We start from the raw sequence: 25,547 nt of genomic DNA on the forward strand, positions 1-25,547 counted from the left end.
GAGTCGGATTCACGTGCCGGAGATGCGGCGGGCTGTCCTCCGGCTCGCGGAAACGGCCTCGACTCGCTGGATCGCGGCGGCACGACGAGCCGGACGCCGATCCGCGTGCCGGAGGCGAGGCGAGTGGCCGCCGGGCTCCCGGACGCGCGGGACGGTGGAACGACCGAGGCCGCCCGCTCCCCGGGTGGGGAGGGGCGGCCTCGGTCGTGGCGGGACGGACTACGCCTGGTGCGCGGCCTGGAGGTCGAGCGTGATGGTGACCTTCTCGCCGATGAGCACGCCACCGGTCTCGAGGGCGGCGTTGTAGGTGAGACCGAAGTCGGTGCGGTCGATCGTCGCCTTGGCGGTCAGACCGGCCTTGTAGTTGCCGTAGGGGTCGGAGCCGAAGCCGCCGAACTCGACCTCGAAGGTCACGGGCTTGGTGACGTCCTTGATGGTGAGCTCGCCGTCGACGAGGAAGTCGTCGCCGTTCGCGCGGACCGCGGTCGAGACGAAGTGGATCGAGGGGTACTGCTCGGCCTCGAAGAAGTCGCCGGTGCGGAGGTGGCCGTCGCGGTTGGGCTCGTTGGTGTTGATGGAGGCGACCTCGGCGGTGGCCTCGACCTTGGAGTCCAGCGGGTTCTCGCCGGTGGTGAAGGTGGCGGTGAAGCGCTCGAACTTGCCCTTGACCTTGCTGATCATCAGGTGGCGGACGCTGAAGCCGACCTCGCTGTGCGTGGGGTCGATGACCCAGGTGCCGGCGCGGTATCCGGGGATGGTGGTGGTGTCGCTCATGGTTTCTCCTCGAGAGTGTGAATCTTCGCGGGAAGCTCGTCCCCGTCCGATGTATGCAATCGCATCGACGGATCGAGTATTCCATGTAGCGACAACCTTTTTTCACCGCGCTCACCGGACCGACGGGAGATGGTCGACTCGGCGTCACCCGCGCCCCGCGAACGGGGGCGGTGCCCGGTCCGGTCAGCCGGCCTGCGCGGGCTCGGCGTCGCGGGCCGGGTTGCGAATGCCGAGCAGCGAGACCAGGCCGCCGGCGAAGAGGAGCACGGCGGTCGCGATCGCCGCGCGCGTGAAGCCCTCGGCGTCGAGGCTGTCGCCGACGATGAGCGACGTGGCGGCGATGGCGATCAGGCCCGCGATCCGCGACACCGCGTTGTTGACCGCGGAGCCGACTCCGCTGTGCCGGCTGTCGACCGCGCCGAGGATCGTCGAGGTCAGCGGGGCGACGGTGATCGCGAGGCCGAGGCCGAAGAGCAGGATGCCGGGCAGCAGCTGCGTGGCGTAGTCGGCCGGCGGGCGCACCCCGGCCAGCAGGAGGAATCCGACGCCGGCGACCAGCGGCCCGACGCCCATGAACAACCGCGGACCGAACCGCGCCGACAGCGATCCCGCCACCTGCGAGAGCAGCAGCAGCAGGATCGTCGGCGGCAGCGTCGCGAGGCCGGCGAGCGTCGCGGAGAAGCCGAGGCCCTGCTGGAGGTAGAGACCGAGGCCGAAGAAGCCGAAGGAGAGCGCTCCGTAGACGAACGCGGTCGAGACGTTGCCGACGGTGAAGTTGCGCGCGGCGAAGAGCGAGAGCGGCAGCATCGGGTCCGGCGTCCGCCGCTCCCAGAGCACGAAGCCGACGAGGGCGGCGAGACCGCCGATCAGGGCGACCAGCACGAGCGGGTTCGTGAAGCCGAGCCGCTCCTGCTCGATCAGCGCGAAGACCGGTCCGCCGAGTCCGATCACGCCGAGCACCGCGCCGACGCCGTCGATCGGCACCCGCGTGCCGGAGTCGACGTGGCCGAGCCGGCGCAGCAGCAGCAGTGTCAGCGCGATCGGCAGCAGGTTGAGCGCGAAGACGTAGCGCCACGATCCCGCGTCCACGAGCAGTCCGCCGATCACCGGGCCCGCGATGGTGGCCGTGCCCGTCCAGGCGGTCCAGGCGCCGATGGTCTTCGCCTGCGCCGGGCCGCGCACGGTGGCGATGATGAGGGCGAGCGAGCTGGGCACGAGGATCGCTCCGGCCGCGCCCTGCAGCATCCGCGCCACGATCAGCACCTCGGCCGTCGGCGCGAGCGCGCAGAGCAGGGAGGTGACGCCGAAGCCGATCAGGCCGATCGTCATGCTCCGGGCTCGGCCGATCCGGTCGGCGAGCGAGCCGGCGACGAGGATCAGGGCGCCGAGGGTGATCAGATAGCCGTCGACCACCCACTGCTGCACGGCGAGGCCGCCGCCGAGCTCGCGGGTGATCGCGGGGAGGGCGACGTTGACGACGGTGCCGTCGAGGAACGCCACGAAGGAGGCGAGGACCGCCACGACCAGCACACCGCGGGGGCGGGTGGTGGCGGGGTCCGCAGGGGTGCTCATCGCTGGTGCCGGCTCATCCGCTCACCGTACTCCGAGCCGACGCGGCGGAGCGCGGCACCCCCGATCCAGACTCGTCGCCTACTCTCGTAGCCATGTCTGCGCAAGGAACCGTCCGCACCGGCGTGCTCGCCCGCGTCCTCGGGGTCGTCGGGGCGAGCCTGGCCGGGGGGCTGCTGATCACCGTCGGCGTCACCCCCGCCCTCGCCGTCACCGGCCTCGCCGCCAACAACCCGATCGGCCTCTTCGAGACCGTGCCCGAGTACCTCGAGCTGGGCCAGCTGGCGCAGAAGACCGAGATCTACGCGAAGAACGCCGACGGGAGCGACGGACTGCTCGCCTCCTTCTACGCGCAGAACCGCGAGGAGGTGACCTTCGACCAGGTCAGCCAGTTCGTGAAGGACGCGGCCGTCTCGACCGAGGACCCGCGCTTCTACGAGCACGGCGGCGTGGATCTGCAGGGCACGATCCGCGCGGTCCTCAGCAACGTGGTCGGCGGCGACCTGCAGGGCGGGTCCTCCATCACGCAGCAGTACGTGAAGAACGTCCTCGTGCAGAAGGCGGAGTCGCTGAGCGACACCGACCCCGCCGCCTCCCAGGCGGCGTACGACGAGGCGACGGCCACCACTCCGGCCCGCAAGCTCAAGGAGATGAAGCTCGCCGTCGACCTCGAGAAGAAGTACAGCAAGGACGACATCCTGCTGGGCTACCTCAATATCGCCGGCTTCGGCGGGCAGGTGTACGGCATCCAGGCCGCGGCCGAGTACTACTTCTCGACGACTGCCGCGAACCTCTCGCTCGCCCAGGCGGCCAGCCTGATCGCGACGGTGAACAACCCCAACGGACTGCGGATCGACCAGCCGGAGAACATCCCCGAGAACAAGGTCCGGCGCGACTACGTGCTCGATCAGATGCTGCAGGAGGGGAAGATCTCGCAGGCCGACCACGACGCGGCGGCCGCCGAGGAGGTCGTCCCCGCGATCACCCAGACGCCCACCGGCTGCCAGCAGGCCGGCAACGCGGCCTTCTTCTGCGACTACGTGACCCGGGTCATCCAGAACGACCCCGCGTTCGGCGACGACGAGAACACCCGGTTCGCCAACTTCCAGCGCGGCGGCTACAAGATCTACACCTCGCTCGACCGCGACCTGCAGGACGTCGCCACGGCGACGACGAACGAGTGGGTGCCCAAGACGCCCGTCGACGACGTGAACATCGGCAGCGCCACCCTCTCGATGGAGGTCGGCACCGGCCGCGTCCTCGCGATGGTGCAGAACAAGGACTACGACGCGGCGGGCTCGGTCAACGGCGAGAACTATTCCGCGATCAACTTCAACACCGACACGGCGTACGGCGGCTCCGCGGGCTTCCAGGTCGGCTCGACCTACAAGGTGTTCACGCTCGCGCAGTGGATCGCCAACGGCCACACCATCTACGAGACGGTGAACGGCCGCGAGCGGACCTTCAGCGAGTTCCCCGCGTCCTGCGAGCCGAGTGGCGAGTGGACGGGATCGTTCCCCGTCGGCAACGACGAGGACGAGAACGGCACCTACAGCGTGCTCCAGGGCACGATGCGCTCGATCAACACGGTCTTCGTCGCGATGGCGCAGCAGCTCGACCTCTGCGCGATCCGCGACCAGGCCGCCGCGTTCGGAGTGCGGACCGCCTCCGGTGCCGCGCTGCAGCCGATCCCCTCCGCGATCCTCGGCTCGGCCGACCAGATCGCGCCGATCTCGATGGCGACGGCGTTCGCCGGCTTCGCCAACAACGGCACCGCCTGCACCGCCATCGCGATCGACTCCATCACGGATTCGACGGGGGCCGCCGTGCAGGCGCCCGTCTCCAGCTGCACCCAGGCGCTCTCGCCCGAGCTCACAGCCGTGGCGAACGACGCCCTGCAGGACGTCGTCACGAGCGGCACCGCCGCCGCCTCCGACCCCGACGACGGGATCGAGCACATCGGCAAGACCGGCACGACCGACGACGCGGTGCACACCTGGATGGACGGGGCCTCCAGCCGCGTCGCGACCGTGGTCTGGGTCGGCAACATCACCGGCGACGCCTCGATGCGCCGGGTGGCGGTCCGCAGCACCGACACGAACGCCCGCGCCTACGCCTCCAACCTCCGCCACTACATCTGGAACGCGGTGATGACCCGCGCCGACGAGAAGTACGGCGGGGACGACTTCGCCGACCCGAGCAGCGCGCTGCTGAACGGCCGTCAGATCGCCGTGCCGAACGTCGCCGGCCAGTCGGTCGGCAACGCCACCGATGCGCTCGAGGACCTCGGCTTCGACGTCGAGGAGGGCGCGACCGTCGACTCCGCGCAGCCCGCCGGGACCGTCGCCGGGACCGACCCGGGAGCCGGCACGACGATCGCCCGCTACTCGAGCATCACGCTGCTCGTGAGCAACGGCGCTCTGGTGCCCGCCCCAGAGACGCAGGCGCCCGCTCCGACCGAGACCGCGCCGGCGACCCCGACGGCGACCCCCGCGCCGACGGCGGTGCCGACCGCGACCGAGACGCCCGCACCGCTCTCGACCCCCACCGCGACGCCGACCGGGGAGGTCGACCAGTGAGCGGCTTCGACCCCGGCTTCCTCGGCGTCCCGCTCGCGGCGCCGCGACCCTCGACCGCGCGGGTGCTGCGCGAGCTGCCGTACACGCACTTCGAGGTGCTGCTCGACCCGGTGCGCCGCCTCGCGCTCTCGACCGCGGTGAACATCGACGGCGCCCGGCTGCTCGACCTCGGACGCGGCGACGACTGGCACCTCGACGAGCGGATCCCCGAGTCCGAGCAGACCGGCCCCGAGGTGTACGCGCGGAACGATCTCGACCGCGGCCATCTCGTCCGCCGGCGCGACCCCGTCTGGGGCGAGCCGGCCGAGGCCAGGGCCGGCAACGTCGACAGCTTCTGCTACACGAACGCGGCGCCGCAGGCCAGCGGCTTCAACCAGTCGAAGGAGCTCTGGCTCGGCCTCGAGGACCTCGTGCTCGAGTACGCGCAGGCGAACCGCAGCCGCCTCGACGTCTTCACCGGGCCGGTGCTCGCCGACGACGACCCGGTCTATCGCGGTGTCGGCATCCCGCTGCGGTTCTGGAAGATCGCGGCGTGGAGCCCCGCCGACGGCGCTCTCGCCGCGAGCGCCTACCTGCTCGACCAGACCGAGCTCGTCGAGCGCTTCCTCGACGGCGGCGGCCGGGAGGGCGTCGCTCCGCTCGGCGCCTACCGGACCTACCAGGTCGCCGTGACCTCGCTCGCCGAGCCGACCGGTCTCGACCTCGACGCCCTCGCCGCGGTCGACGTCCTCGCGGCCGCCGGCGCGCGCGCCGAGTCGCCGCGCGAGCTGCTCACGGCGGAGGACGTCGCGCGGGGTCTCGGCGCTCGCTGAGGCGTCCGGCGGTCCAGGATGGGGGCATGACCTCCCCCGTCCTCGTCGAGATCGACGACTCCGGCACACCCCGCCTCCGCGATCCGGAGTCCGGCCTCGTCCGGGTCGACGAGCCCGGCTACCTGCGCGGTGACGGCGTCTTCGAGACGCTGGCCGTGCTGCACGGCAGGGTGCGCGGGGAGGAGGAGCACCTCGCGCGGCTCGCCGCCTCGGCCGCCGCGATCGGGCTCCGCATCCCGGACGCCGCGGCGTGGTCGGCGGCGATCGCGCTCGCGGTCGCCGAGCACGACGCCGTGGACGACCTCAGCATCAGGATGGTCGCCGGCTTCCGCGACTCGACGCGGGCCAGGGCGAGCGTCCGGGCGGAGCCGACGGCCGACTCCTCGGAGCTGCGCGCCCGCGGCGTCGCCGTCGCCGTGCTCGACCGCGGCTACGCGCTCGGTGCGCTGGAGCGGGCGCCGTGGCTGCTCGGCGGGGTGAAGACGACCTCGGGTGCCGTGACCCGGGCGGCGCTGCGCGAGGCGAGGAGCCGCGGCGCCGACGACGTGGTCTGGCGCACGAGCGACGGGCTGCTGCTCGAGGGCGCCACCTCCAGCCTCGTGCTGCTCGCCGACGGGGTGCTCGTCACGCCCGCCGCGGGAGCCGGGATCCTCGACGGCACGACGGTGGCGCGGATCCTGACGCTCGGCGAGGAGCGCGGGCTCGCCTCCGCACGCCGCGATCTGCCGGTCGCGGCCCTGACGGGCGCGGAGGCCGCGTGGCTGGTGTCGAGCACGCGCCGGGCGGTGCCGATCCGCTCGGTCGACAGCGCACCGCTCGCCGTGGACCGGGGGCTCACCGCGGCCTTCGAGCGGGAGCTGCTCGCCGACTGAGGCGGGGTGCGGCTCAGGCCGCGCCCGGCAGCTCGCGGGTGGTCCAGGCGCCGACACCGACCGCCTGGGCGTCGCGCAGGTCGTCGACGGTGTCGACGTCCAGGCGCAGCGTCGAGGTCTCGGGCAGCTCGAGCACCCGGTAGCCGGCGCTGCGGTGCCGCGCGCGGGAGTCAGGGCCGAAGGCGGGCTCGGGGCCGGTGCCGCCCGGCAGGAGCAGCGCGGTGGTGCCGCTGCCCGCGCGGTCGCCGACCATCGCCGGCGACCCGCCGGCCGCCGCGAGCGCAGCGTCCAGATCGGCGGCCGTCAGCGCCGGCAGGTCCGCGGTGAGGGCGATCACGGGCGAGCCGGGGCGGAAGTCCTGCGCCCCCGCGATGCCGGCCGCGACGGCGGGGTTCAGCTCTCCCGGGTCGGCGATGACAGCGAGACCTGGGTGCTCGCGCGCGGCGCGCTCGGCCGCGGTCATGTCCGAGGTGACGAGGACGACGGCGCCGACCGCCTCCGCCTCGGCGACCGCCGCGAGGGTGTCCAGGAGGAAGGCCTCGGCGAGGGCCGAGCGGGCGACCAGCTCGAGCCGCGTCTTCGACGTGCCGCGCCCGCGGTAGACGACGACGGCGGTCCAGGCGCCGCTCACGGGGCGGCTCACGAGGCGGCCCGCTCGGCCGCGGCGAGGCCCGCGGCGTAGCCCGCGCGGTAGCCCTCGGCGTGCGCCTCGTCGGCGCCCAGGCGGAACATGTCGTCCGGGCCCGTGCGGGTCAGCGTGCGCGCGCCGGGGGCGTCGAGCTCGGCGACGAGCCGGCCGAGACCGCGGACGACGGCGACGGGGTGCCCGGTCGCCTTCCCCTTGACGAGGTCGCCGAGCGCGGCGATCTCGTCGGCCACCGCGGGGATCGTGACGGCGAGGGTGCGCCCGAGCGCGTCGACGGCGCCGCGCAGATCGTCGACCACGAGCAGTCCGGCCGCTCCGATGGCGGCGTCGGTCTGGCCCACCCGCCAGGCGCGCCCGAGGGTGTCGCTGACGACCACGCCGACGCGGGCGCCGAGGCGGTCGCGCAGTCCCGCGCAGAGCGCGCGAGCGGACGCGTCGGGGTCGACCGGCAGCAGCAGCACGGTGCCCTCCGGCACGTTGCTCGAGTCGACCCCGGCGGCGGCCTGGACGATGCCCAGGCGGTTCTCCACGATCCGGGTGACCCCGTGCGCGTGCGCCCGGGTGGCGACGACGCGCACCGTCTCGGCGGTGATCGCGTCCTCGCGGTCGGCGGCGGCGACCACGCGGCCCTCGGCCTTGGAGACGACCTTGCTGGTCACCACGAGGACGTCGCCGTCGACGGGGCGGTCCGCCGCCGGGGCCGCCTCGATCGCGGCGAGGATCAGCCCGAGCAGGTCGTCGCCCGGCACCACCTCCGGGATCCCCTCGAGGCCCCAGGCCGCCACGCGCATCGCACTCATCCCGCCATTCTCCCAGGCGCCGGGCTCAGCGGGTGCACGCGGCCGGGCCCTTGCGAGCCGGGGCGACCTCGTGCGAACGGCGGCGCTCAGGAGGCGAGGTAGGCGGCGACGGCCGGCGGCACGTAGGGCGACACGTCGCCGCCGAGCGCCGAGACCTGCCGCACCAGCGAGGAGGAGACGTGCGCGTGCGCGGGGTCCGGCAGCAGGAAGACGGTCTCGACGTGCGCGAGGTTGCGGTTGACGATCGCCATCGGCGTCTCGTAGGCCACGTCGACCTGCGAGCGGATGCCCTTCACCAGGATGCTCGCGCCGACGTCGGTGCAGTAGTCGACGAGCAGGCCCATGCTCCAGGACGCGACGACGATCCTGCCCTCGATCCCGGCCTCGGCGATCGACTGCTCGATCAGCGCGACCCGCTGCGCGATCGGCAGCAGCGCCGTCTTGGCCGGGTTGTGCACGACGACCACGTGCAGCTCGTCGACGAGACGCGCGGCGCGCTCGATGACGTCGAGATGCCCGAGCGTGACGGGGTCGAACGAGCCGGGGACGACGGCGATGCGGGCCATGCGCCCAGCGTATCGGGCCACTCGCGCGCGGAGCCGGTCAGCTCTTGCCGAGGAACTCGCGGTCGCGCTCCTGCACCCGTCGCTCGAGGGCGGCGCGGAGGCGGTCGTGCAGCGCGAGCACCGGGTCGGTCTCGAGCAGCCGCTCGGCCAGCACCCGGGCCTCGACGATGAGCCAGGAGTCCTGCACGACGCGCAGCAGCCGCAGGGAGGAGCGCCCGCCGGACTGCGAATCGCCGAGCACGTCGCCCTCGCGGCGCAGCTCGAGGTCGGCCTCGGCGAGATCGAAGCCGTCGAGGGTCGCCGCGACGGTCTCGACCCGCTCGCGCGGCGTCGTGCCGGCCTCGGCAGCGGTGACGAAGAGGCAGACGCCGGGCACGCCGCCGCGACCGATCCGCCCGCGCAGCTGGTGCAGCTGCGAGACGCCGAAGCGCTCGGCGTCGAGGACGATCATCATCGACGCGTTCGGCACGTCGACGCCTACCTCGATGACCGTGGTCGAGACGAGGACGTCGATCTCGCCGGCCGCGAAGGCCTGCATCACGGCGTCCTTCTCCTCCGCCGTCATCCGCCCGTGCAGGGCGGCCGAGCGCCGCTTCCCCAGCAGGGGGTGCCGGCGGACCCCCTCGATCGTCTCCGACACCGTCGACAGCGGAGTGGCCGCGGGCTCGTCCTCCGCGGCGAGCGGGCCCTCGGCCGCCTCCCCCGGCTCGATCGCCGGGCAGACGAGGTAGACCTGGTGGCCCTTGCGGATCTCCTCGTCGGCCCGCTCCCAAGCGCGAGCGATCAGGGCGGGTCGGTCGGCCAGCGACACGACGTGGCTGCTGATGCCGGGGCGGCCGGCCGGCAGCTCGCGGATGGTCGAGACGTCGAGGTCGCCGAAGACCGTCATCGCGACGGTGCGCGGGATGGGCGTCGCGGTGAGCACCAGCACGTGCGGCGGCTGGGCGCCCTTCCGCCGCAGGGCGTCGCGCTGGTCGACGCCGAAGCGGTGCTGCTCGTCGATCACGACGAGGCCGAGGTCGTAGAACGACACCTTGTCGCCGAGCAGGGCGTGCGTGCCGACCACGATCTTCGCGGTGCCCGAGACGATCCGCAGCAGCGCCGCGCGCCGGGCCGCCGCGCCGAGACCGCCGGTGAGGAGGGTCGGCACGAGCTCGGCCGACAGCTCGGGCCCGAGGGTGCGGACGATCGAGCGGAGGTGCTGGCCGGCGAGCACCTCGGTCGGCGCGAGCAGGGCCGCCTGCCCGCCGCTCTCGGCCGTCGCGAGCATGGCGCGGAGCGCGACCAGGGTCTTGCCCGAGCCCACCTCGCCCTGCACCAGCCGCGACATCGGCGACTCGTCCGCGAGGTCGGCGGTGATCTCGCGGCCGACCGTCTTCTGATCCTCGGTCAGGGTGAACGGCAGCGCGGCGTCGAAGCGCTCGAGCAGCCCGCCGGCCGCCGCGACCCGCGCGGTCCCCGGGGTCGAGCGGGCGGCCGCCCGCCGCTCGAGCAGCGCCAGCTGCAGCAGGAACGCCTCGTGGAAGCGCAGGGTGTCGCGCGCCTTCGCCTCCTCGCCCTCGCGCGGCGGCCGGTGGATCAGCTCCAGCGCGGCACCGAGGTCGAGCAGCGAGCGGCTCGCGCGCACCTCCGGCGGGATCGGGTCCTGCACGTACTTCAGGTTGTCGAGCACCACGCCGATCGCCGCCTGCAGCTGCCAGCTCGCGATCGTGCTGGTCGCGGGGTAGATCGGGATCGGCCGCTCGGTCCAGTCCTTCGCGAGCACCGACTTCCCGATCGGGCCGTGCGCCGTGACCTCCTCGTCGTCGAAGAGCCGGTAGTCGGGGTGGGTGAGCTGCTTCGTGTCGCGGAACATCGACACGGTCCCGGCGAAGATGCCGCGCGCCCCGCGGTGCAGCTGCGCGGCGCGCCAGGGCTGACCGAAGAACGTCAGCGAGAGGGTGCCCGTGCCGTCCGAGATGATCACCTCGAGCAGTCCCCCGCGGCGGTTCTTCATCTCGCGCGAGCGCACCTCGCGGACCTCGGCGACGATCGTCACGTTCTCGCCCACCGGCAGGCGCGAGAGCTCGGTCAGCTCGCCGCGCTTGGCGTAGCGGCGCGGGTAGTGGCCGAGCAGCTCGCCGACCGTGCGGTAGCCGAACGCCTTCTCGATCGGCTTCGCGGTCCGCGGGCCGATCAGCGGTGCGAGCTGGTCGTCGAGGGGGTCCGGGATCACCCGACGATCATAGGTCGGACCTCGGACGCCGGACCCGCGTGAGAGCGCCGAGCACGGAGCGGGGCGCGATCGCCGCGGTCAGCCGCCTGCCGGTCCCGGCCGCGGCACGCAGTCCCGCGACGACGGTCGCCGCCGCGCGCCAGCCCGCCGCGTCCTCTGCCGGCACCGGGGCGTAGCGCACGCGCTCGACGCCCTCCCGCAGGGTGCGCAGCGCCGAGCGGGCCTCCTCGTCCTCGAGGGCGTCGCGGATCAGCGCCTCCTGCGCCCGCGGCGACTCCGCCTCGTCGACGGGCACGCCGAGATCGCGGGCGCTGGCCAGCAGCTCCGCCCAGGCGGGCTCGAGCGCGCCGTCGGCCGCACGGCGCCGCCGCAGGGCTCGCTGCACGACCCGGGCCAGCCACGGCACGAGGAGCAGCAGGAGCAGCAGGGTCCAGAGCGTCACGACGGGCGCGCTCGTCGCCGCCGTGCCGCCGAGCGCGCCCGGTGCGGTCGTCGCGGTCGTCGCCGTGGCCGTCGGCGTCGCGGTCTGCTCGGCCGCCGCTCCGGGGGCCGAGCTCGGCGCGGAGCCCGGGGTCGTCGACGGCGCGGACGTCGTCGCGCTCGGCAGCGTGTAGGAGGCGGGGGCGCCTCGGCTCGGCGTCGGCTCGAACGGCAGCCAGCCGACGCCCTCGAAGTAGAGCTCGGGCCAGGCGTGCAGGTCCGAGGACTGCACCCGGTAGCTCGTCAGCTCGGTGCCCGGCGACGGGACGACCGAGCCCGGCTGGTAGCCGATGGCGAGCCGCGAGGGGATGCCCAGCTCGCGGGCCATCACGGCCATCGCCGAGGCGAAGTGCACGCAGTAGCCCTCGCGCACCTCCAGGAAGGACGCGAGCACGCCGACGCCGTCGCCGTCGTAGCCCTCCTCCGCCGGGGTGTCCTCCGAGTAGCGGAACTGCGAGGAGCGGAAGAAGGTCTGCAGCGCGCGGGCCCGGTCGTAGGCGGTCACCGCGTCCGCCGTGACCTCGGCCGCCGTCGTGCGCACGATCTCGGGCACGTCGTCCGGGAGCGAGAGGTAGCGCTCGAAGCCGGTGGGCACCGGCGCGTCGAGGAGTTGCTGCGGGTCGGGCTCGAGGCGCAGCGCCTCCACCTGGTACTCGTCGCCGGCGCGGGTGGTGGCGTCGCCGCGGATCGAGCCGTCCTGCACGTCCTGCAGCCAGCCGTCGCCGACGCCGCTCAGCTCGGCGACCGGGTACGGCACGGGCAGCCAGCGACTGCGGAGGGTCTCGACCGAGACGTCGACCTGCTCCGTCTCGCGTGGCACGCCCTCGCCGAGCCCGGCGGGGGCGATGGGAGCCGCGATGTCCGCCGTCTCCTCGGTGTCGCTCGGCGCCCAGTCCTCGCCCTCGAAGTCGGAGACGGTGAGCACGCGGAGGTAGACGGGCAGATCGGAGTCGGTCGAGTAGCGCAGCACCGTGACCGGATTCGGCCGGCGCAGATCGGCGCCGAGCGCGACGACCGGGTCGATCGAGCCGTTGAAGAGCGTGCCCGACACGCCGGACGGCGTGGAGACGCGGGTGAAGCCGCCCGCGGATCCGGAGAGCAGCCCGGCGGCCAGGACGACGACCGCCGCGGCCGCGAGCGCCGGCAGCGCCGCCGCGGGCGACACCGGGCTCGGGTCGCGGCGCTGCGGCCGGGCGCTGACCGCGAGGATCGCGATGTAGGCCAGCGCCGTCAGCAGCAGGCTGGTCCAGGAGACCGAGCTCGGGTCGATGACGGCCGGCACCGCGAGCAGGGTCGCGGGGAAGAGCCCGGCGAGCGCGGGCAGCCGCACGGAGAAGGCGAAGAGATCGGTCGCCCAGGCCAGCACGACGACGCCGCCGATGAGCAGGAAGGCGATGCCCTCGTCGGCGACCGCGGGCAGGCCCTGCTCGGCGATCGAGGTGAAGCCCGCCTGCGCGAGCGCCTGCGCGTCGGCGATCGCCGCGGGCGTCGGGATGATCAGCAGAAGGGACCGGGCCGGCACGAACATGGCAACGAGCACGCCGACGGCCGTCAGCGTGGCGAGGATCGGCGGCACGACCGGGTGCGCGCGCAGCGCCCGCGCCGCCGCGGGGACGGCGAGCACGAACGCGACCGCCACGCCCAGCTGGACCAGCCAGCCGACGCCCTCGAGCAGCCGGCCGAGCCCGGAGGAGGCGGTGACGAGGGCGAGCCAGAGCAGCCCCGTGAGCAGGATCGAGCCCGAGCGGGCGTCACCACCGCGGCGGGTCACGCGACCATCCGCAGGGCGAGGGCCTGCGCCCACGCCTCCTCGACGGCCGTCCGCGGCGAGACCGGCACGGGGTACCAGCCGAGCGCGATCAGCGCCGACTCCTCCTCGGGAGTGCCGCCGACCAGGAAGGCGACCGCCGGGCGCGCGTGCGCCGCAAGCGACGCCAGGGCGGCGAGGTCCTCCTCGTGCAGCCGCGAGAGCACGGCGAAGACCGGGCGGCTGCCGCCCGCGTCGCGCATCTCGCTCGCGATCCGGCCGACCGCCTCGACGGAGTCGTCGGCGGGGGCGAGCTCGGCCAGTCGCAGCAGCACGTCGTGCGCGACCTCGCGCTCGTCCTCGGAGCGGCCGAGCTGATCGGTCGCGCCGGTCTCGACCAGGTGCGTCTCGAAGCCGCGCTCGAGCAGGTGCACGGCGAGCGAGGCGGTCATCGAGACCGCCCACTCCAGCCGGTCGTCGCCGCCGCGCTCGTCGAGGATCCTCGCGGCGCGCGTCTCGAGCAGGATCCAGGCGTGCGGGTCCGTGTTCTGCTCGTCCTGGCGCACCTTCAGCTCACCGGAGCGGGCGCTCGCCCGCCAGTGCACGCGGCGCATGGCGTCGCCGGGGCGGTAGTCGCGCGGGATCACGTCGTCGGTCCCCGCTCCCGCCGTCGCGTGCGCGACCGGGCTGGAGCCGCCGGCGCCGTAGGCGTCGAGCACGTCGCTCTGCAGCGGAACGGCCCGCGGAGTCACCACGAAGGGCTGGGCCGCGCCGACGACCGTCTCGCGCACGGCGAGCCCGAAGGCGTCGCGCCGGGTGAGGCGGAGCGGGCCGATGCGGTGGATGCCGCGCCGGCCGGCCGGAAGGCGGTAGCGGGCGCGCACCCGGCTCGAGCCGCTCCCCCGCAGCGCGATCGCGGGCAGGGTGAAGGCGCCGCGCGCCACGGTCCGCCCGGTGACGAGACCGCGCTCGACCCGGTCGAGCCGGTCCTCCGCGCGGGCACCGGCAGGAACGGCCGCACCGCGGTTGTCGAGGACGACGTCGACGTCGACCACGTCGCCCACCGCCACCACCTGCGGTGCGAACCGGCGCTGCACCTGCAGCACCGGCGTCACCGCGATCAGCGTCACGATCGCCGCGATCGGCAGCCCGAGCAGCACGATCGCCACGAAGAGCAGCTCGCGGAACTCGATGATCGGCGCGACGGCGATCCCGAGCACGCCGAGGACGACGAGGGCCCAGCCGCGCAGCGTCAGAGCGATGCCGGCGACGGCCGGGAGCGCCCCGATGCGCCGGGGCGGCCGCTCCGGGCCGCGGGGCTCAGTCGGCACGATTGCCGAACGGGACGGGAGTGGCCGCGACGATGCGCTGGACGATCTCGGAGACGGAGTGCGAGGCGCTCGTGCCCGAGCGGCCGGGGAGCCGGGTGGCCGGCAGCAGCCGGTGGCACAGCACCGGCACCGCGAGCACGTCGATGTCGTCCGGCACGACGAAGTCGCGGTCGTTGATCGCGGCGAGCGCCTTCGCCGCGGCGATCAGCTGCAGGGTCGCCCGCGGGCTCCCGCCGAGCCGCAGCTCCGGATCGATGCGCGTGGCCTGCATGATCGCGACGACGTACTCCTGCACCGGCGGCGCGACGTAGATCGACTGGACGTAGTCCATCATCCGCTCGAGCTCGTCCCGGCCGACGACCTGCCGCAGCTCCTCCAGCGGGCTCGCCGCGTCGCGGGTGCGGATCATCTCGAGCTCGGCCCGCTCGTCCGGGTAGCCGAGCGACAGGCGTGCCATGAACCGGTCGCGCTGCGCCTCGGGGAGGCTGTAGGTGCCCTCCATCTCGACAGGGTTCTGCGTCGCGACGACGGCGAACGGCCGCGGGAGGACGTGGGTGACCCCGTCGACCGAGACCTGCCGCTCCTCCATGCACTCGAGCAGCGCGGACTGGGTCTTGGGCGAGGCGCGGTTGATCTCGTCGCCGATCACCACGTTCGCGAACACCGGGCCCGGCTTGAACTCGAAGTCGCGGGTCGCCTGATTGAAGATCGAGACGCCGGTGACGTCGGAGGGCAGCAGATCGGGGGTGAACTGGATCCGCGAGACCGTGCCGCCGACGGAGGCGGCCAGCGACTTCGCGAGCACCGTCTTGCCGGTGCCCGGCACGTCCTCCATCAGCAGGTGCCCGCCCGCCAGGAACACGGTGAGCGCCATCGAGACCTCGGCGTCCTTGCCGTCGATCACGCTCGTCAGATTGGCCAGGACGGCGGCGCAGTGGGCGCTGAACTCCTCGCGGGTCATCGACGATCCGGGAGCCGCACCGCGCCCCGAGTCCGTGCCGACTGCGGAGAGGGTGTCATCGAGGGACGTCATAGCTGGTGATTCTCGCAGTGCAAGCCGGAAAACGGCTCAGGGTTCGCAGGGGTCTCGCGGATCGACCGGTCGTCCTATGCTCGGAACGGTGACCAGGATCATCGCCGGCTTCGCCGGATCGCTCACTCTGCGGGTCCCCCGCGCCGGCACCCGGCCCACGAGCGACCGGGTCCGCGAGGCGATCTTCTCGGCTTTGGAGGCGCGTGACGCGCTCGACGGCGCCACCGTGATCGACCTCTACGCCGGCTCCGGCGCCCTCGGGCTCGAGGCGGCCAGCCGCGGGGCCGCCGCCGTGCTGCTCGTCGAGCGCGATCCGAAGGCGGCGAGGACGGCGGGCGAGAACGTGCGCGCGATCACGGCGTCCGCCGCCTCGAACAAGCGCCCCAAGCCGCGGATCGAGGTCGTGATCGCCTCGGTGCGCTCGTTCCTCGACGGCTCGCCCGCCGTCAACGCCGACACCGTCTTCCTCGACCCGCCCTACGATCTCGCCGAGGACGAGCTGGCCGCCGATCTCGCCGGGGTCGCGCCGCTGCTCGGCGAGCACTCCGTCGTCGTCGTCGAGCGCAGCTCGCGCAGCCCGGAGCCGCAGTGGCCGGCCGGACTCGAGCGCGACCGGCGGAAGGACTACGGCGAGACGACGATCTGGTGGGCTTCGCCTGCCTCGCCCGCGGCACTCGAGTAGCCGAGCCGTCGGCCGCCGCGGATCACCCCGCCGCGCCGTCCCAGCCCAGGTAGGGGTCCCAGCCGCCGCGCTCGTCCAGCGCGACTCCGCCGAGCCGCACCTCCGGTGCGCCCTCGCGCACCGTGCCCAGGGCGGTGAACCCCTGCGGCAGCGCCGCGCCGGGCGGGAAGCAGGCGAGCATCGCGTGGTCCTCGCCGCCGCCGAGCACGAGCGCGCGGGCGAGCGGCGCGTCGATCCCGTCGACCGCTGTGAGCGGCCGCGCGTGCGCGTCGACGGCGTCCGGATCGAGATCGAGCAGGACGCCGCTCGCGCGGGCCAGCCGGCGCGCGTCGAGGACGACGCCGTCCGAGACGTCCATCATCGCCGTGGCGACCCCGCCCGCCGCGACGCCGGCCGCGATCGGCGGTGTCGGCCGCAGCTGCGCGTCGAGCACCTCCGGATGCGCCTCCCGCAGCGCCCGCGCGAGTGCGGCGTCGGGCTCCCCCGCCGCCGTCGCCCGCTCGAAGAGCAGCCGCAGTCCCAGCCCGGCGACACCGAGCGGCCCGGCCGTCGCGATCAGGTCGCCCGGCCGCGCCCCGCCGCGCAGCACGGGCGCCCGGCCGTCGAGCGAGCCGAAGGCCGTGATCGCCAGGGTCAGCGTCCCCGAGGCGGACAGGTCGCCGCCGACGACCGCGCAGCCCGGCGCCATCGCCGCGCAGCCGGCGGCGAGCCCGTCGGCGATCCCCTCCAGCACGTCCACCCCGAGGTGCCGCGGAGCCGCGATCGCGACCACCAGCCCGGTCGGCCGCGCGCCCATCGCGGCGACGTCGGAGAGGTTGGACGCGGCCGCCTTCCACCCCAGGTCGAAGGAGGTGGACCAGGCGAGGCGGAAGTCCGGGCCGTGCACCATCATGTCGGTCGTCACGACGAAGCGGCCGTCCGGCGCCCGCAGCACCGCGCAGTCGTCGCCCGGCCCGACCAGCGTGTCCGCACCGCCGCCGAACCGCGGCAGGAGCCGGGCGAGCACCTCGCCCTCGCTGAGCTCGGCCAGGGTGGGGCTCGGATCGGGTGCCATGGTTCACACGCTAGCGTTGCCGGTGATGTCCCCCCGTCTCCACCGCCTGCCCCTGGTCGCCGCCTCTGCGGCCCTGCTGCTGACCGGCTGCTCGGCCGCCGTCGCGCTGCAGCCGGCCGCCGACGCCACCAGCACCGGCTGCGCCGAGGTCTCCGCGCGCCTGCCCGACGTGGTCGCCGAGCTGCCCGAGCGCGAGACGAACGCGCAGGGCACGGCCGCCTGGGGCACCCCGGCCGCGGTCATCCTGCACTGCGGAGTCACCCCGCCCGGCCCGACGACCGATCTCTGCGTCTCGGTCAGCGGCGTCGACTGGATCATCGACGAGACGCAGGCGGCCGAGGACGTCTACACGCTGACCACCTACGGCCGCGACCCCGCCGTCGAGATCACCGTCGACCAGAGCCGCGCCTCCGGCACCTCGGCCGTCGTCGACCTGGCGAACGCCGTCTCCTACCTGCCGCAGGAGCGCGCCTGCACGAACGTGTCGGACACCGACACCCTCGACCCCTCTGGCACGCCGACCGGCTGACGCCTCGGCCGGTGGGGCGTCAGGCGGGTCGTCAGGCGGTGGTGCCGAGCGCGGCGGCCGCGACCTCGAGCGCACGCTGCGACGTCGCTCCGAGCGCCCGTGCCCGCGCCGCGTACGCTCCGGCCGCGAGCTGCAGCTCGTGCTCGACCGCGTCGACGCCGCCGGACACGACGGTCCCCGCCCGGCCCCGCGTCTCGACGATCCCCGCGGCCTCGAGCTCCTTGTAGGCGCGCGCGACGGTCCCCGGAGCGACGCCGAGCTCCTCGGCGAGCGCCCGCACCGCGGGCAGCCTCGTCCCCACCAGGAGCGACCCCGCGGCGACCTGCGCGGTGATCCCCTCGCGGATCTGCTCGAACGGCGCCCGCGGGCCCGGTTCGAGCCGGAGCCCGAGGCCCGCGGTCATCGGACCGCGGCCGGCACGCGCTCGAGCGCCAGGTCGAGCAGCTCGCTGATCAGGTCGGGGTAGTCGACGCCGCTCGCGCCCCACATCCGCGGGAACATCGAGATCGGCGTGAAGCCCGGCATGGTGTTGATCTCGTTGATGACGAAGCCGTCGGCCGTCAGGAAGAAGTCGACCCGGGCGAGACCCTCGGCGCCGATCGCGGTGAAAGCGCTGACGGCGAGCCTGCGCATCTCGGCGAGCTCGGCGTCGGTGAGCTCGGCCGGGCAGACCAGCTCGACGCCCTTCATCCCGAGGTACTTGGCCTCGAAGTCGTAGAAGCCGCCGCCGCTGACGACGACCTCGCCGGCGACGGAGGCGCGCGCCGGCGCCCCGCGGCGCCCGCCGAGCACGCCGATCTCGACCTCGCGGCCGACGATCGCGGACTCGATCAGCACGCGGGAGTCGTGCGAGAAGGCCTCCTCCAGCGCCGCGTCCAGCTGCGAGCGCTCGTCGACCCGGCTCACGCCGACGCTCGACCCGGCGCGGGCCGGCTTGACGAACGCCGGCAGCCCGAGCTCGTCGAGGGCCGCGGCGGCGTCGCTCGGGTCCTCGCGCCACTCGGCCTCGGTCACCGTGTACCAGGGGGCGACGGCGATGCCGGCGGCGCGGAAGACGGTCTTGGTGAAGTGCTTGTCCATTCCGAGCGCCGAGGCGAGCACGCCGGAGCCGACGTAGGGCAGGGCGATCAGCTCGAGCATCCCCTGCACCGTGCCGTCCTCGCCCCACGGACCGTGCAGGATCGGCAGCACCACGTCGAGATCGCCCAGCGAGCGGACGGAGCCGTCGGCCGCGGTGACGGTCAGCTCGCGCGAGAGCGCCGACTCCGGCCAGTGCACGCGCGTGCCGTTGTCCTCGACCCGCGGCAGGGCGCTCGCGTCGAGTGCGAACTTCTCCGGGCGGTCCTCCTCGAGCACGAACGCGCCGTCGGCGGTGATCCCCACCGGGATCACGTCGAAGCGATCACGATCGATCGCCCGCAGCACCCCTGCCGCCGTTGCGCAGCTGATCGAGTGCTCGCTGGAACGCCCCCCGAACAGAACGGCCACTGCGAGCTTGCTGGTCATCGAGGTTCCTCTCACCCTGGGGCTCGTCCGAATCCGTGGTCAGGTGCGGCGCGATGTCCTTCGGATCGAGCGTACCGGCGAGCACCTGCGCCACCTGCTCGACGATGGGCATGTCGACCCCGCGGGCCCGGGCGAGCTCGAGGATCGGCGCGACGGACGAGAGCCCCTCCGCCGTCTGCTGCATCGACTTCACGACGTCGCCGAAGCTGTAGCCCTGCCCGAGCAGGCGCCCCGCGGTGTTGTTGCGCGAGAGCGACGAGCTCGAGGTCGCGATCAGATCGCCGAGGCCGGCCAGCCCGGACATGGTCTCGGGCCGGCCGCCGTACGCGACGGCGAAGTCGGTCATCTCGGCGAGACCGCGGGTGATGATCGACGCCTTGGTGTTCTCGCCGTAGCCGACGCCGTCGACGATGCCGATCGCGACCGCGATCAGGTTCTTCAGCACGCCGCCGAACTCGGTGCCGATCACGTCGGTGTTGACGTAGGAGCGGAAGTAGCGGTTGGTCGCGGCCAGCGCGACCTCCTGCGCGGTGACGAGGCTCTCCGAGGCGATGACCGCCGCGGTCGGCTGCTCCTTCGCGATCTCGAGCGCGAGGTTCGGCCCCGAGGCGACCGCGATGCGGCTCGGATCGATCGGCAGCACCTGCGAGATGACCTCGCTCATCCGGGCGCCGGTGCCCTTCTCGACGCCCTTCATCAGCGACACGAGCACCGTGCGCTCGGTGAGGAACGGGGTGATCGCCTCGAGGTTCCCGCGCAGCGTCTGCGAGGGGATGGAGAGGTAGACGTGGTCGGCGCCCTCGAGCGCCTCCTCGATCCGCGGCGTGGCCCGGATGTTGCGCGGCAGGTTGATGCCGGGCAGGTAGTCGCTGTTGCGCTTGGCCTCGGTGATCTCGCGGGCCAGCTCGGCGCGGCGCGCCCACATCACGACGTCGGAGCCGCCGTCGGCGAGGATCTTCGCGAAGGTGGTCCCCCAGCTGCCGGCGCCGAGGACGGCGACCCGCCGCGGAACGGGGATCGGCGTCTTCTCGGTCCTACTGCTCCGGCTCAAAGCGTCCCGTGCCCTTCTGGTTGTGCTCCGCCGGATTCCAGCGCTTCTCGGGCGCGGTCTCGCCGCGGAGCTCCTCGAGCAGTCGGGTGATCGCGGCCATCACGACGGCCGAGGCCTCGTTGAGCGTCGCGGAGTCGAGGCTGCGCCCGCGGAACGCGGACAGGTCGACGGGGTCGCCGACCAGGACGTCGACGCGCTTGCGGCGGAAGAGGGTGATCTTCCTGGAGTAGCGGCCCATCAGCTGCTGCGTGCCCCAGTGCGCGACCGGCACGACGGGCAGGCCGTACTGCAGCGCCATCCGCACCGCGCCGGTCTTGCCGCGCATCGGCCAGAGCTCGGGATCGCGGGTGAGCGTGCCCTCGGGGTAGATCAGGACGGAGCCGCCCTGATCGACCAGCTCCTTCGCCGCCTTGAGCGGCTCGCTGCCGCGCACGGAGCCCGCCCGCTCGACCGGGATCTGCCCCGAGGCGCGGAGGATCGCGCCGGCGACCGGGATCTTGAACAGCGACGCCTTCGCCAGGAAGCGCGGCGCACGACCGGCCCGCCAGAGCGTCCAGCCGGTGATGAACGGGTCGATCTCGCTGTAGTGGTTCGGCGCGAACACGAACGCGCCCCTGCTCGGGATCTTGTCGATGTCGCGGACCCGGAGGTCCACGGAGGCGGTGAGCGTCGGGATCACCAACGCCGCGAGGAGCCAGAAGATGGACGGACGGCTTCGTTCAGACACCCGCCCATCCTCGCATCCCGCGCCGCTCCCGCCCGCGAGGCGTCGCGGTGCGGCCGACGCTCCGGGTGCGGCGAGACGCGCCGTCGACACGGGGACCTCCGGGCGGGCACCGGAGCGGACGTCGTGACGTCCGGCGTGCGCTCCCCGGCCCGCAGAACCGGCCCCGGCACGCGGAATCCGACCGATTCGACGAGCCGGACGCGGTTCCACGAGCCGGAGGTCGAGCCGGCGGACTCCGGGCACAGCTCCGGCACGCACAAACACCTCCGGCTCGCAGAAACCAGCCGAATCGACGAGCCCGACGCGATTCCACGAGCCGGAGCGCGAGCCCGCGGACTCCGCGGACAGCTCCGGCACGCAGAAACACCTCCGGCACGCAGGAACCAGCCGAATCGACAAGCCCGACGCGATTCCACGAGCCGAAGCTCGAGCCCACGGACTCCGGGCACAGCTCCGGCACGCAGAAAGAACTCCGGCACGCAGGAATCAGCCGATCCGACGAGCCGGACGCGGTTCCACGAGCCGAAGGTCGAGCCCGCGGCCCCGAGGACGGCTCCGGCACTCAGAAACGACTCCGGCTCGTAGCAACCAGGCAATCCGACGCCCGACGCGATTCCACGAGCCGAAGCTCGAGCCCACGGTCTCTGCGCGCAGCTCGGGCACGCAGAAACACCTCCGGCTCGCAGAAACCAGCCGAATCGACGAGCCCAACGCGGTTCCACGAGCCGAAGGTCGAGCCCGCGGACTCCGGGCACAGCTCCGGCACGCAGAAAGGACTCCGGCTCGCGAGATTCGGCCGAATCGACGAGCCGGAGCACGTTTCACGAGCCGGAGATCGCGGCCGGCGCAGCTCGGCACGCGGAGACGGCTCCGGCTCGCAGGATCGGGGGGATTCTGCGAGCCGGAGCCGGTTTCACGTGCCGGAGGTGGTCCGGAACTCCCGCGCGGCGGACTAGTCGTCGAGCGAGAAGTCGGCGCCGAGGAGCTCGAGCTTGGTGAGGAAGTTCTCGTAGCCGCGGCTGATGATGCCCATGTTCGAGACGTGGGAGGTGCCCTCGGCCGAGAGCGCGGCGATCAGGTGCGAGAAGCCTCCGCGCAGATCCGGCACGACGATGTCGGCGCCGTGCAGCTTCGACGGCCCGGAGATGACCGCCGAGTGCATGAAGTTGCGCTGACCGAAGCGGCAGGCCTGGCCGCCGAGGCACTCGCGGTGGATCTGGATGGTCGCGCCCATCTCGACCAGCGCGTCGACGAAGCCGAAGCGCTGCTCGTAGACGGTCTCGTGCACGATCGAGACGCCCTTGGCCTTGGTCAGCGCCACGACGAGCGGCTGCTGCCAGTCGGTCATGAAGCCGGGGTGCACGTCGGTCTCGATGATGACCGGCTTCAGCTCGCCACCGGGGTGGTAGAAGCGGATGCCGTCCTCGGCGATCTCGAACGCGCCGCCGACCTTGCGGAAGACGTTGAGGAAGGTCGTCATCTCCTGCTGGCGAGCGCCGCCGACGAAGATGTCGCCGTCGGTCGCGAGCGCCGCGGCGGCCCAGGAGGCGGCCTCGTTGCGGTCGAAGAGCGCACGGTGGGTGTAGCCCTCGAGGCGGTCGACGCCCTCGATGCGGATCACGCGGTCGGTGTCGACCGAGATGATGGCGCCCATCTTCTGCAGGATGTTGATGAGATCCATGATCTCCGGCTCGATCGCCGCACCCGACAGCTCGGTGATGCCCGAGGCGCGGACCGCGGTGAGGAGCACCTGCTCGGTCGCGCCGACGCTCGGGTAGGGCAGCGACACCTTGGCGCCGTGCAGCCCCTCGGGCGCCGACATCCGGATGCCGGAGGGCAGCTTCTCGACGATGGCGCCGAAGTTGCGGAGCACCTCGAGGTGGTAGTCGATCGGGCGGTCGCCGATGCGGCAGCCGCCGAGGTCGGGGATGAACGCCTCGCCGAGGCGGTGCAGCAGCGGTCCGCAGAAGAGGATCGGGATGCGGCTCGAGCCGGCGTGCGCGTCGATGTCGGCGAAGTGCGCCGACTCGACGGCGGACGGGTCGAGGATCAGCTCGCCCACCTCCGGGCCCTGCTGCACCTTCACGCCGTGCACCTCGAGGAGGCCCTTCACGACGCGGACGTCGCTGATGTCCGGCACGTCGCGCAGCGTCGACGCGGTCTCGCCGAGGAGCGCCGCGACCATCGCCTTCGTGACGAGGTTCTTCGCGCCCTTGAGCTCGATCCGGCCCTTCAGCGGACGACCGCCGTGGATGGTGAGCCGCTCGGTCGTCATTCCCACTCGGGCTCCCGCCGCCTTGGCATCCTGAAGAAGTGTGTTCACGCTATTTCACCGGCAATGTCTTGGGCCGCCAGCTCGCGCGACGGGTCTCGAATTCGGAGATGAGCGCTTCGTCGCGCAGGGTCAGGCCGATGTCGTCCAGCCCTTCGATCAGGCGCCAACGAGTGTAGTCGTCGACCTCGAAGGGGAAGGTCTCGCCACCGGCGGTGACCGTACGACCAACCAGATCGACGGTCGCTTCTATTCCCGGCGTCCCGTCGATGAGCTCCCAGAGCCGCTTGATGTCGGCCTCGGCGAGGGCCGCGGCGAGCAGCCCCTGCTTGCCGGAGTTGCCCCGGAAGATGTCGCCGAAGCGCGAGGAGAGCACGACCCGGAAGCCGAAGTCGCGCAGCGCCCAGACGGCGTGCTCGCGGCTGGAGCCGGTGCCGAAGTCCGGCCCGGCGACGAGGATCTGCGCGCCCTGGAAGACCGGCTGGTTGAGCACGAACTCCGGGTCCTGGCGCCAGCCGTGGAAGAGCGCGTCCTCGAAGCCGGTCTTGGTGACCCGCTTGAGGAACACCGCCGGGATGATCTGGTCGGTGTCGACGTTGCTGCGCTTCAGCGGCGCGGCGATGCCGGTGACGGTCTCGAACTTCTCCATGATCAGGCCTCCACCAGCTCGCGGACGGGCTCCAGGTCGGACGGACTGGAGAGGGTGCCGCGCACGGCGGTCGCGGCGGCGACGAGCGGCGAGACCAGGTGGGTGCGCCCGCCCTTGCCCTGCCGGCCCTCGAAGTTGCGGTTCGAGGTGGAGGCGCAGCGCTCGCCCGGCGCGAGCTGGTCGGGGTTCATCCCGAGGCACATGGAGCAGCCGGCGAAGCGCCACTCGGCGCCGAACGCGGTGATCACCTTGTCCAGGCCCTCGGCCTCGGCCTCGATGCGCACGCGGGCGGAGCCGGGGACGACCATCACCCGGACGCCGGGCGCCTTGGTCCGGCCGGCGATGATCGACGCGAAGGCGCGGAGGTCCTCGATGCGCGAGTTGGTGCAGGAGCCCATGAAGACCGCGTCGACCGGGATCTCCTTCATCGGGGTGCCGGCCTCGAGGTCCATGTACTCCAGGGCGCGGCGGGCGTTCGAGCGCTCGTCCGGGTCCGCGATCGCGTCGGGGTCGGGCACGGCCTGCGAGAGCGAGACGCCCTGGCCGGGGTTGGTGCCCCAGGTGACGAACGGCTCCAGCGCGTCGGCGTCGAGCACGACCTCGGCGTCGAAGACGGCGCCCTCGTCGCTCGGCAGCGTCCGCCAGTAGGCGACAGCGTCGTCCCAGTCCTGACCCTCGGGGGCGTGCGGGCGGCCCTTGAGATAGGCGAAGGTCGTCTCGTCCGGCGCGACCATGCCGGCGCGGGCCCCGGCCTCGATCGACATGTTGCAGATCGTCATCCGGCCCTCCATCGAGAGCGCGCGGATCGCCGAGCCGCGGTACTCGAGCACGTAGCCCTGACCGCCGCCGGTGCCGATCTTCGCGATGACGGCGAGGATGATGTCCTTCGCCGTGACGCCCTCGCGCAGCTCGCCCTCGACGGTGATCGCCATCGTCTTGAACGGCTTGAGCGGCAGCGTCTGCGTCGCCATCACGTGCTCGACCTCGCTGGTGCCGATGCCGAAGGCCATCGCGCCGAAAGCACCGTGGGTCGACGTGTGCGAGTCGCCGCAGACCACGGTGATGCCGGGCATGGTCAGGCCGAGCTGCGGGCCGACGACGTGCACGATGCCCTGCTCGATGTCGCCGAGCGAGTGCAGGCGGACACCGAACTCGGCGGCGTTGCGGCGCAGGGTCTCGATCTGGGTGCGGCTGGTGAGGTCGGCGATCGGCTTGTCGATGCCCACCGTCGGCGTGTTGTGGTCCTCGGTCGCGATCGTGAGATCGGGGCGGCGGACGGGGCGGCCGGCCTGGCGCAGGCCGTCGAACGCCTGCGGGCTGGTCACCTCGTGCACGAGGTGCAGGTCGATGTAGAGCAGGTCGGGGGTGCCGTCCTCGCCCTTGGCGACGAGGTGGTCGTCCCAGACCTTCTCGGCCAGGGTTCTCGGGCGCTCGGTGCTCGGGCGCTCGATGCCCGGGCGCGCGGTCGTGTCGGGGGAACTGTCGTGCATGGCGGGATTCTCTTCCTCAGGAACGGTGGTCAGCCCACGAGAGACACCGCGACGAGAGAGGCCTGTCAGATCGAGGTCTCGTCGCGGCGGAGAAGGAGGAGCCGGCCGAACAGCATTGACCGAGGATAGCACCGCGCCGACCCGCGGACGGGGAGGCCGCTCC

The 25,547-nt window shown here is 73.1% G+C and carries 22 protein-coding genes; 5 read left to right on the forward strand and 17 right to left on the reverse strand.

The features are described from left to right. Nucleotides 1-219: 219 nt before the first annotated feature. Together GSU72_RS12170 and GSU72_RS12175 are read right to left on the reverse strand one after the other, a co-directional pair. Nucleotides 220-774 carry a YceI family protein gene (locus tag GSU72_RS12170; RefSeq protein ID WP_159985267.1) on the reverse strand — a complete coding sequence of 185 codons (555 nt, stop codon included), beginning with the start codon at nucleotides 772-774 and terminating at the stop codon, nucleotides 220-222. 183 nt (nucleotides 775-957) lie between these two features. Beyond that, entirely contained in the window at nucleotides 958-2,346 is a 1,389-nt protein-coding gene (locus GSU72_RS12175) for an MFS transporter (RefSeq protein ID WP_159985269.1), read from the reverse strand. Nucleotides 2,347-2,438: 92 nt separating this feature from the next. Here GSU72_RS12175 and GSU72_RS12180 point away from each other — a divergent pair, with 92 nt between their 5' ends. Genes GSU72_RS12180 through GSU72_RS12190 form a run of 3 tightly spaced genes read left to right on the forward strand, consistent with a single transcriptional unit; the run spans nucleotide 2,439 to nucleotide 6,606 of the window. Then, the gene (locus GSU72_RS12180; protein WP_159985270.1) at nucleotides 2,439-4,922 is read left to right on the forward strand and encodes a transglycosylase domain-containing protein; all 2,484 of its coding nucleotides are present in this window, start codon (nucleotides 2,439-2,441) and stop codon (nucleotides 4,920-4,922) included. After that, nucleotides 4,919-5,734: a DNA/RNA non-specific endonuclease gene (locus GSU72_RS12185; protein ID WP_159985271.1), complete on the forward strand. Its 816-nt coding sequence runs from the start codon at nucleotides 4,919-4,921 to the stop codon at nucleotides 5,732-5,734. Before GSU72_RS12180 ends, GSU72_RS12185 begins: the two co-directional genes overlap by 4 nt. Before the next feature lie 26 nt (nucleotides 5,735-5,760). Beyond that, on the forward strand, nucleotides 5,761-6,606 hold the full coding sequence (locus GSU72_RS12190) for an aminotransferase class IV (protein ID WP_159985272.1): 846 nt from the start codon (nucleotides 5,761-5,763) through the stop codon (nucleotides 6,604-6,606). A gap of 13 nt (nucleotides 6,607-6,619) precedes the next feature. Here the strand turns inward: GSU72_RS12190 and cofC are convergent, their stop codons facing one another. The 7 genes from cofC to GSU72_RS12225 all read right to left on the reverse strand — a co-directional run bounded on the left by cofC (nucleotide 6,620) and on the right by GSU72_RS12225 (nucleotide 15,352). Further along, nucleotides 6,620-7,249 carry a 2-phospho-L-lactate guanylyltransferase gene (gene cofC, locus GSU72_RS12195; protein ID WP_159985274.1) on the reverse strand — a complete coding sequence of 210 codons (630 nt, stop codon included), beginning with the start codon at nucleotides 7,247-7,249 and terminating at the stop codon, nucleotides 6,620-6,622. Further along, complete coding sequence (cofE, locus tag GSU72_RS12200) at nucleotides 7,246-8,052, reverse strand: coenzyme F420-0:L-glutamate ligase (protein ID WP_159985276.1); 807 nt, start codon at nucleotides 8,050-8,052, stop codon at nucleotides 7,246-7,248. Before cofE ends, cofC begins: the two co-directional genes overlap by 4 nt. Before the next feature lie 86 nt (nucleotides 8,053-8,138). After that, nucleotides 8,139-8,618: a pantetheine-phosphate adenylyltransferase gene (coaD, locus tag GSU72_RS12205; protein ID WP_159985278.1), complete on the reverse strand. Its 480-nt coding sequence runs from the start codon at nucleotides 8,616-8,618 to the stop codon at nucleotides 8,139-8,141. Nucleotides 8,619-8,655: 37 nt separating this feature from the next. Beyond that, complete coding sequence (locus tag GSU72_RS12210) at nucleotides 8,656-10,833, reverse strand: ATP-dependent DNA helicase RecG (protein WP_159985279.1); 2,178 nt, start codon at nucleotides 10,831-10,833, stop codon at nucleotides 8,656-8,658. A 7-nt stretch (nucleotides 10,834-10,840) separates the two neighbouring features. Next, entirely contained in the window at nucleotides 10,841-13,084 is a 2,244-nt protein-coding gene (locus GSU72_RS12215; protein ID WP_159985281.1) for a DUF3488 and transglutaminase-like domain-containing protein, read from the reverse strand. After that, nucleotides 13,081-14,391, reverse strand: coding sequence for a DUF58 domain-containing protein (locus tag GSU72_RS12220; RefSeq protein WP_159985282.1), 1,311 nt, complete (start codon nucleotides 14,389-14,391; stop codon nucleotides 13,081-13,083). The genes GSU72_RS12215 and GSU72_RS12220 overlap by 4 nt, the downstream gene beginning before the upstream one ends. Continuing rightward, nucleotides 14,381-15,352, reverse strand: coding sequence for a MoxR family ATPase (locus GSU72_RS12225; protein ID WP_244256120.1), 972 nt, complete (start codon nucleotides 15,350-15,352; stop codon nucleotides 14,381-14,383). Before GSU72_RS12225 ends, GSU72_RS12220 begins: the two co-directional genes overlap by 11 nt. A gap of 160 nt (nucleotides 15,353-15,512) precedes the next feature. Here GSU72_RS12225 and GSU72_RS12230 point away from each other — a divergent pair, with 160 nt between their 5' ends. Next, entirely contained in the window at nucleotides 15,513-16,106 is a 594-nt protein-coding gene (locus GSU72_RS12230; RefSeq protein WP_159985286.1) for an RsmD family RNA methyltransferase, read from the forward strand. 22 nt (nucleotides 16,107-16,128) lie between these two features. Here the strand turns inward: GSU72_RS12230 and thiL are convergent, their stop codons facing one another. Continuing rightward, on the reverse strand, nucleotides 16,129-17,160 hold the full coding sequence (thiL, locus tag GSU72_RS12235; RefSeq protein WP_159985288.1) for a thiamine-phosphate kinase: 1,032 nt from the start codon (nucleotides 17,158-17,160) through the stop codon (nucleotides 16,129-16,131). 25 nt (nucleotides 17,161-17,185) lie between these two features. On the opposite strand from thiL, the gene GSU72_RS12240 reads away from it, so the two are divergent. Next, nucleotides 17,186-17,689 carry a DUF3515 domain-containing protein gene (locus GSU72_RS12240; protein ID WP_159985290.1) on the forward strand — a complete coding sequence of 168 codons (504 nt, stop codon included), beginning with the start codon at nucleotides 17,186-17,188 and terminating at the stop codon, nucleotides 17,687-17,689. Nucleotides 17,690-17,720: 31 nt separating this feature from the next. On the opposite strand, the gene GSU72_RS12245 is transcribed toward GSU72_RS12240, so the two are convergent. From GSU72_RS12245 to leuC, 7 genes are all read right to left on the reverse strand, one after another. Then, nucleotides 17,721-18,092 carry a GntR family transcriptional regulator gene (locus tag GSU72_RS12245; RefSeq protein WP_159985292.1) on the reverse strand — a complete coding sequence of 124 codons (372 nt, stop codon included), beginning with the start codon at nucleotides 18,090-18,092 and terminating at the stop codon, nucleotides 17,721-17,723. Further along, the gene (locus GSU72_RS12250) at nucleotides 18,089-19,195 is read right to left on the reverse strand and encodes a D-alanine--D-alanine ligase family protein (RefSeq protein ID WP_159985294.1); all 1,107 of its coding nucleotides are present in this window, start codon (nucleotides 19,193-19,195) and stop codon (nucleotides 18,089-18,091) included. The genes GSU72_RS12245 and GSU72_RS12250 overlap by 4 nt, the downstream gene beginning before the upstream one ends. Then, nucleotides 19,092-20,246 carry an NAD(P)H-dependent glycerol-3-phosphate dehydrogenase gene (locus GSU72_RS12255; protein ID WP_244255788.1) on the reverse strand — a complete coding sequence of 385 codons (1,155 nt, stop codon included), beginning with the start codon at nucleotides 20,244-20,246 and terminating at the stop codon, nucleotides 19,092-19,094. Before GSU72_RS12255 ends, GSU72_RS12250 begins: the two co-directional genes overlap by 104 nt. Then, nucleotides 20,230-20,973, reverse strand: coding sequence for a lysophospholipid acyltransferase family protein (locus GSU72_RS12260; protein WP_208545053.1), 744 nt, complete (start codon nucleotides 20,971-20,973; stop codon nucleotides 20,230-20,232). Before GSU72_RS12260 ends, GSU72_RS12255 begins: the two co-directional genes overlap by 17 nt. Nucleotides 20,974-21,925: 952 nt before the next feature. Next, nucleotides 21,926-23,248 carry a UDP-N-acetylglucosamine 1-carboxyvinyltransferase gene (murA, locus tag GSU72_RS12265; RefSeq protein ID WP_159985298.1) on the reverse strand — a complete coding sequence of 441 codons (1,323 nt, stop codon included), beginning with the start codon at nucleotides 23,246-23,248 and terminating at the stop codon, nucleotides 21,926-21,928. A 49-nt stretch (nucleotides 23,249-23,297) separates the two neighbouring features. Continuing rightward, nucleotides 23,298-23,894: a 3-isopropylmalate dehydratase small subunit gene (gene leuD, locus GSU72_RS12270; protein WP_159985300.1), complete on the reverse strand. Its 597-nt coding sequence runs from the start codon at nucleotides 23,892-23,894 to the stop codon at nucleotides 23,298-23,300. 2 nt (nucleotides 23,895-23,896) lie between these two features. Continuing rightward, nucleotides 23,897-25,384 carry a 3-isopropylmalate dehydratase large subunit gene (gene leuC / locus GSU72_RS12275; RefSeq protein ID WP_208545054.1) on the reverse strand — a complete coding sequence of 496 codons (1,488 nt, stop codon included), beginning with the start codon at nucleotides 25,382-25,384 and terminating at the stop codon, nucleotides 23,897-23,899. Nucleotides 25,385-25,547: the final 163 nt, after the last annotated feature.

The organism is Rathayibacter sp. VKM Ac-2760 (assembly GCF_009834185.1).
Lineage (GTDB): Bacteria > Actinomycetota > Actinomycetes > Actinomycetales > Microbacteriaceae > Rathayibacter.

Excerpts from the sequence above, each read along its gene's own strand:
- GSU72_RS12170 (WP_159985267.1), bottom strand. The coding sequence starts at position 774 with ATGAGCGACACCACCACCATCCCCGGATACCGCGCCGGCACCTGGGTC.
- GSU72_RS12175 (WP_159985269.1), bottom strand. The coding sequence starts at position 2,346 with ATGAGCACCCCTGCGGACCCCGCCACCACCCGCCCCCGCGGTGTGCTG.
- GSU72_RS12180 (WP_159985270.1), top strand. The coding sequence starts at position 2,439 with ATGTCTGCGCAAGGAACCGTCCGCACCGGCGTGCTCGCCCGCGTCCTC.
- GSU72_RS12190 (WP_159985272.1), top strand. The coding sequence starts at position 5,761 with ATGACCTCCCCCGTCCTCGTCGAGATCGACGACTCCGGCACACCCCGC.
- cofE (WP_159985276.1), bottom strand. The coding sequence starts at position 8,052 with ATGAGTGCGATGCGCGTGGCGGCCTGGGGCCTCGAGGGGATCCCGGAG.
- coaD (WP_159985278.1), bottom strand. The coding sequence starts at position 8,618 with ATGGCCCGCATCGCCGTCGTCCCCGGCTCGTTCGACCCCGTCACGCTC.
- GSU72_RS12225 (WP_244256120.1), bottom strand. The coding sequence starts at position 15,352 with ATGACCCGCGAGGAGTTCAGCGCCCACTGCGCCGCCGTCCTGGCCAAT.
- thiL (WP_159985288.1), bottom strand. The coding sequence starts at position 17,160 with ATGGCACCCGATCCGAGCCCCACCCTGGCCGAGCTCAGCGAGGGCGAG.
- GSU72_RS12240 (WP_159985290.1), top strand. The coding sequence starts at position 17,186 with ATGTCCCCCCGTCTCCACCGCCTGCCCCTGGTCGCCGCCTCTGCGGCC.
- GSU72_RS12245 (WP_159985292.1), bottom strand. The coding sequence starts at position 18,092 with ATGACCGCGGGCCTCGGGCTCCGGCTCGAACCGGGCCCGCGGGCGCCG.
- GSU72_RS12250 (WP_159985294.1), bottom strand. The coding sequence starts at position 19,195 with ATGACCAGCAAGCTCGCAGTGGCCGTTCTGTTCGGGGGGCGTTCCAGC.
- murA (WP_159985298.1), bottom strand. The coding sequence starts at position 23,248 with ATGACGACCGAGCGGCTCACCATCCACGGCGGTCGTCCGCTGAAGGGC.
- leuD (WP_159985300.1), bottom strand. The coding sequence starts at position 23,894 with ATGGAGAAGTTCGAGACCGTCACCGGCATCGCCGCGCCGCTGAAGCGC.
- leuC (WP_208545054.1), bottom strand. The coding sequence starts at position 25,384 with ATGCACGACAGTTCCCCCGACACGACCGCGCGCCCGGGCATCGAGCGC.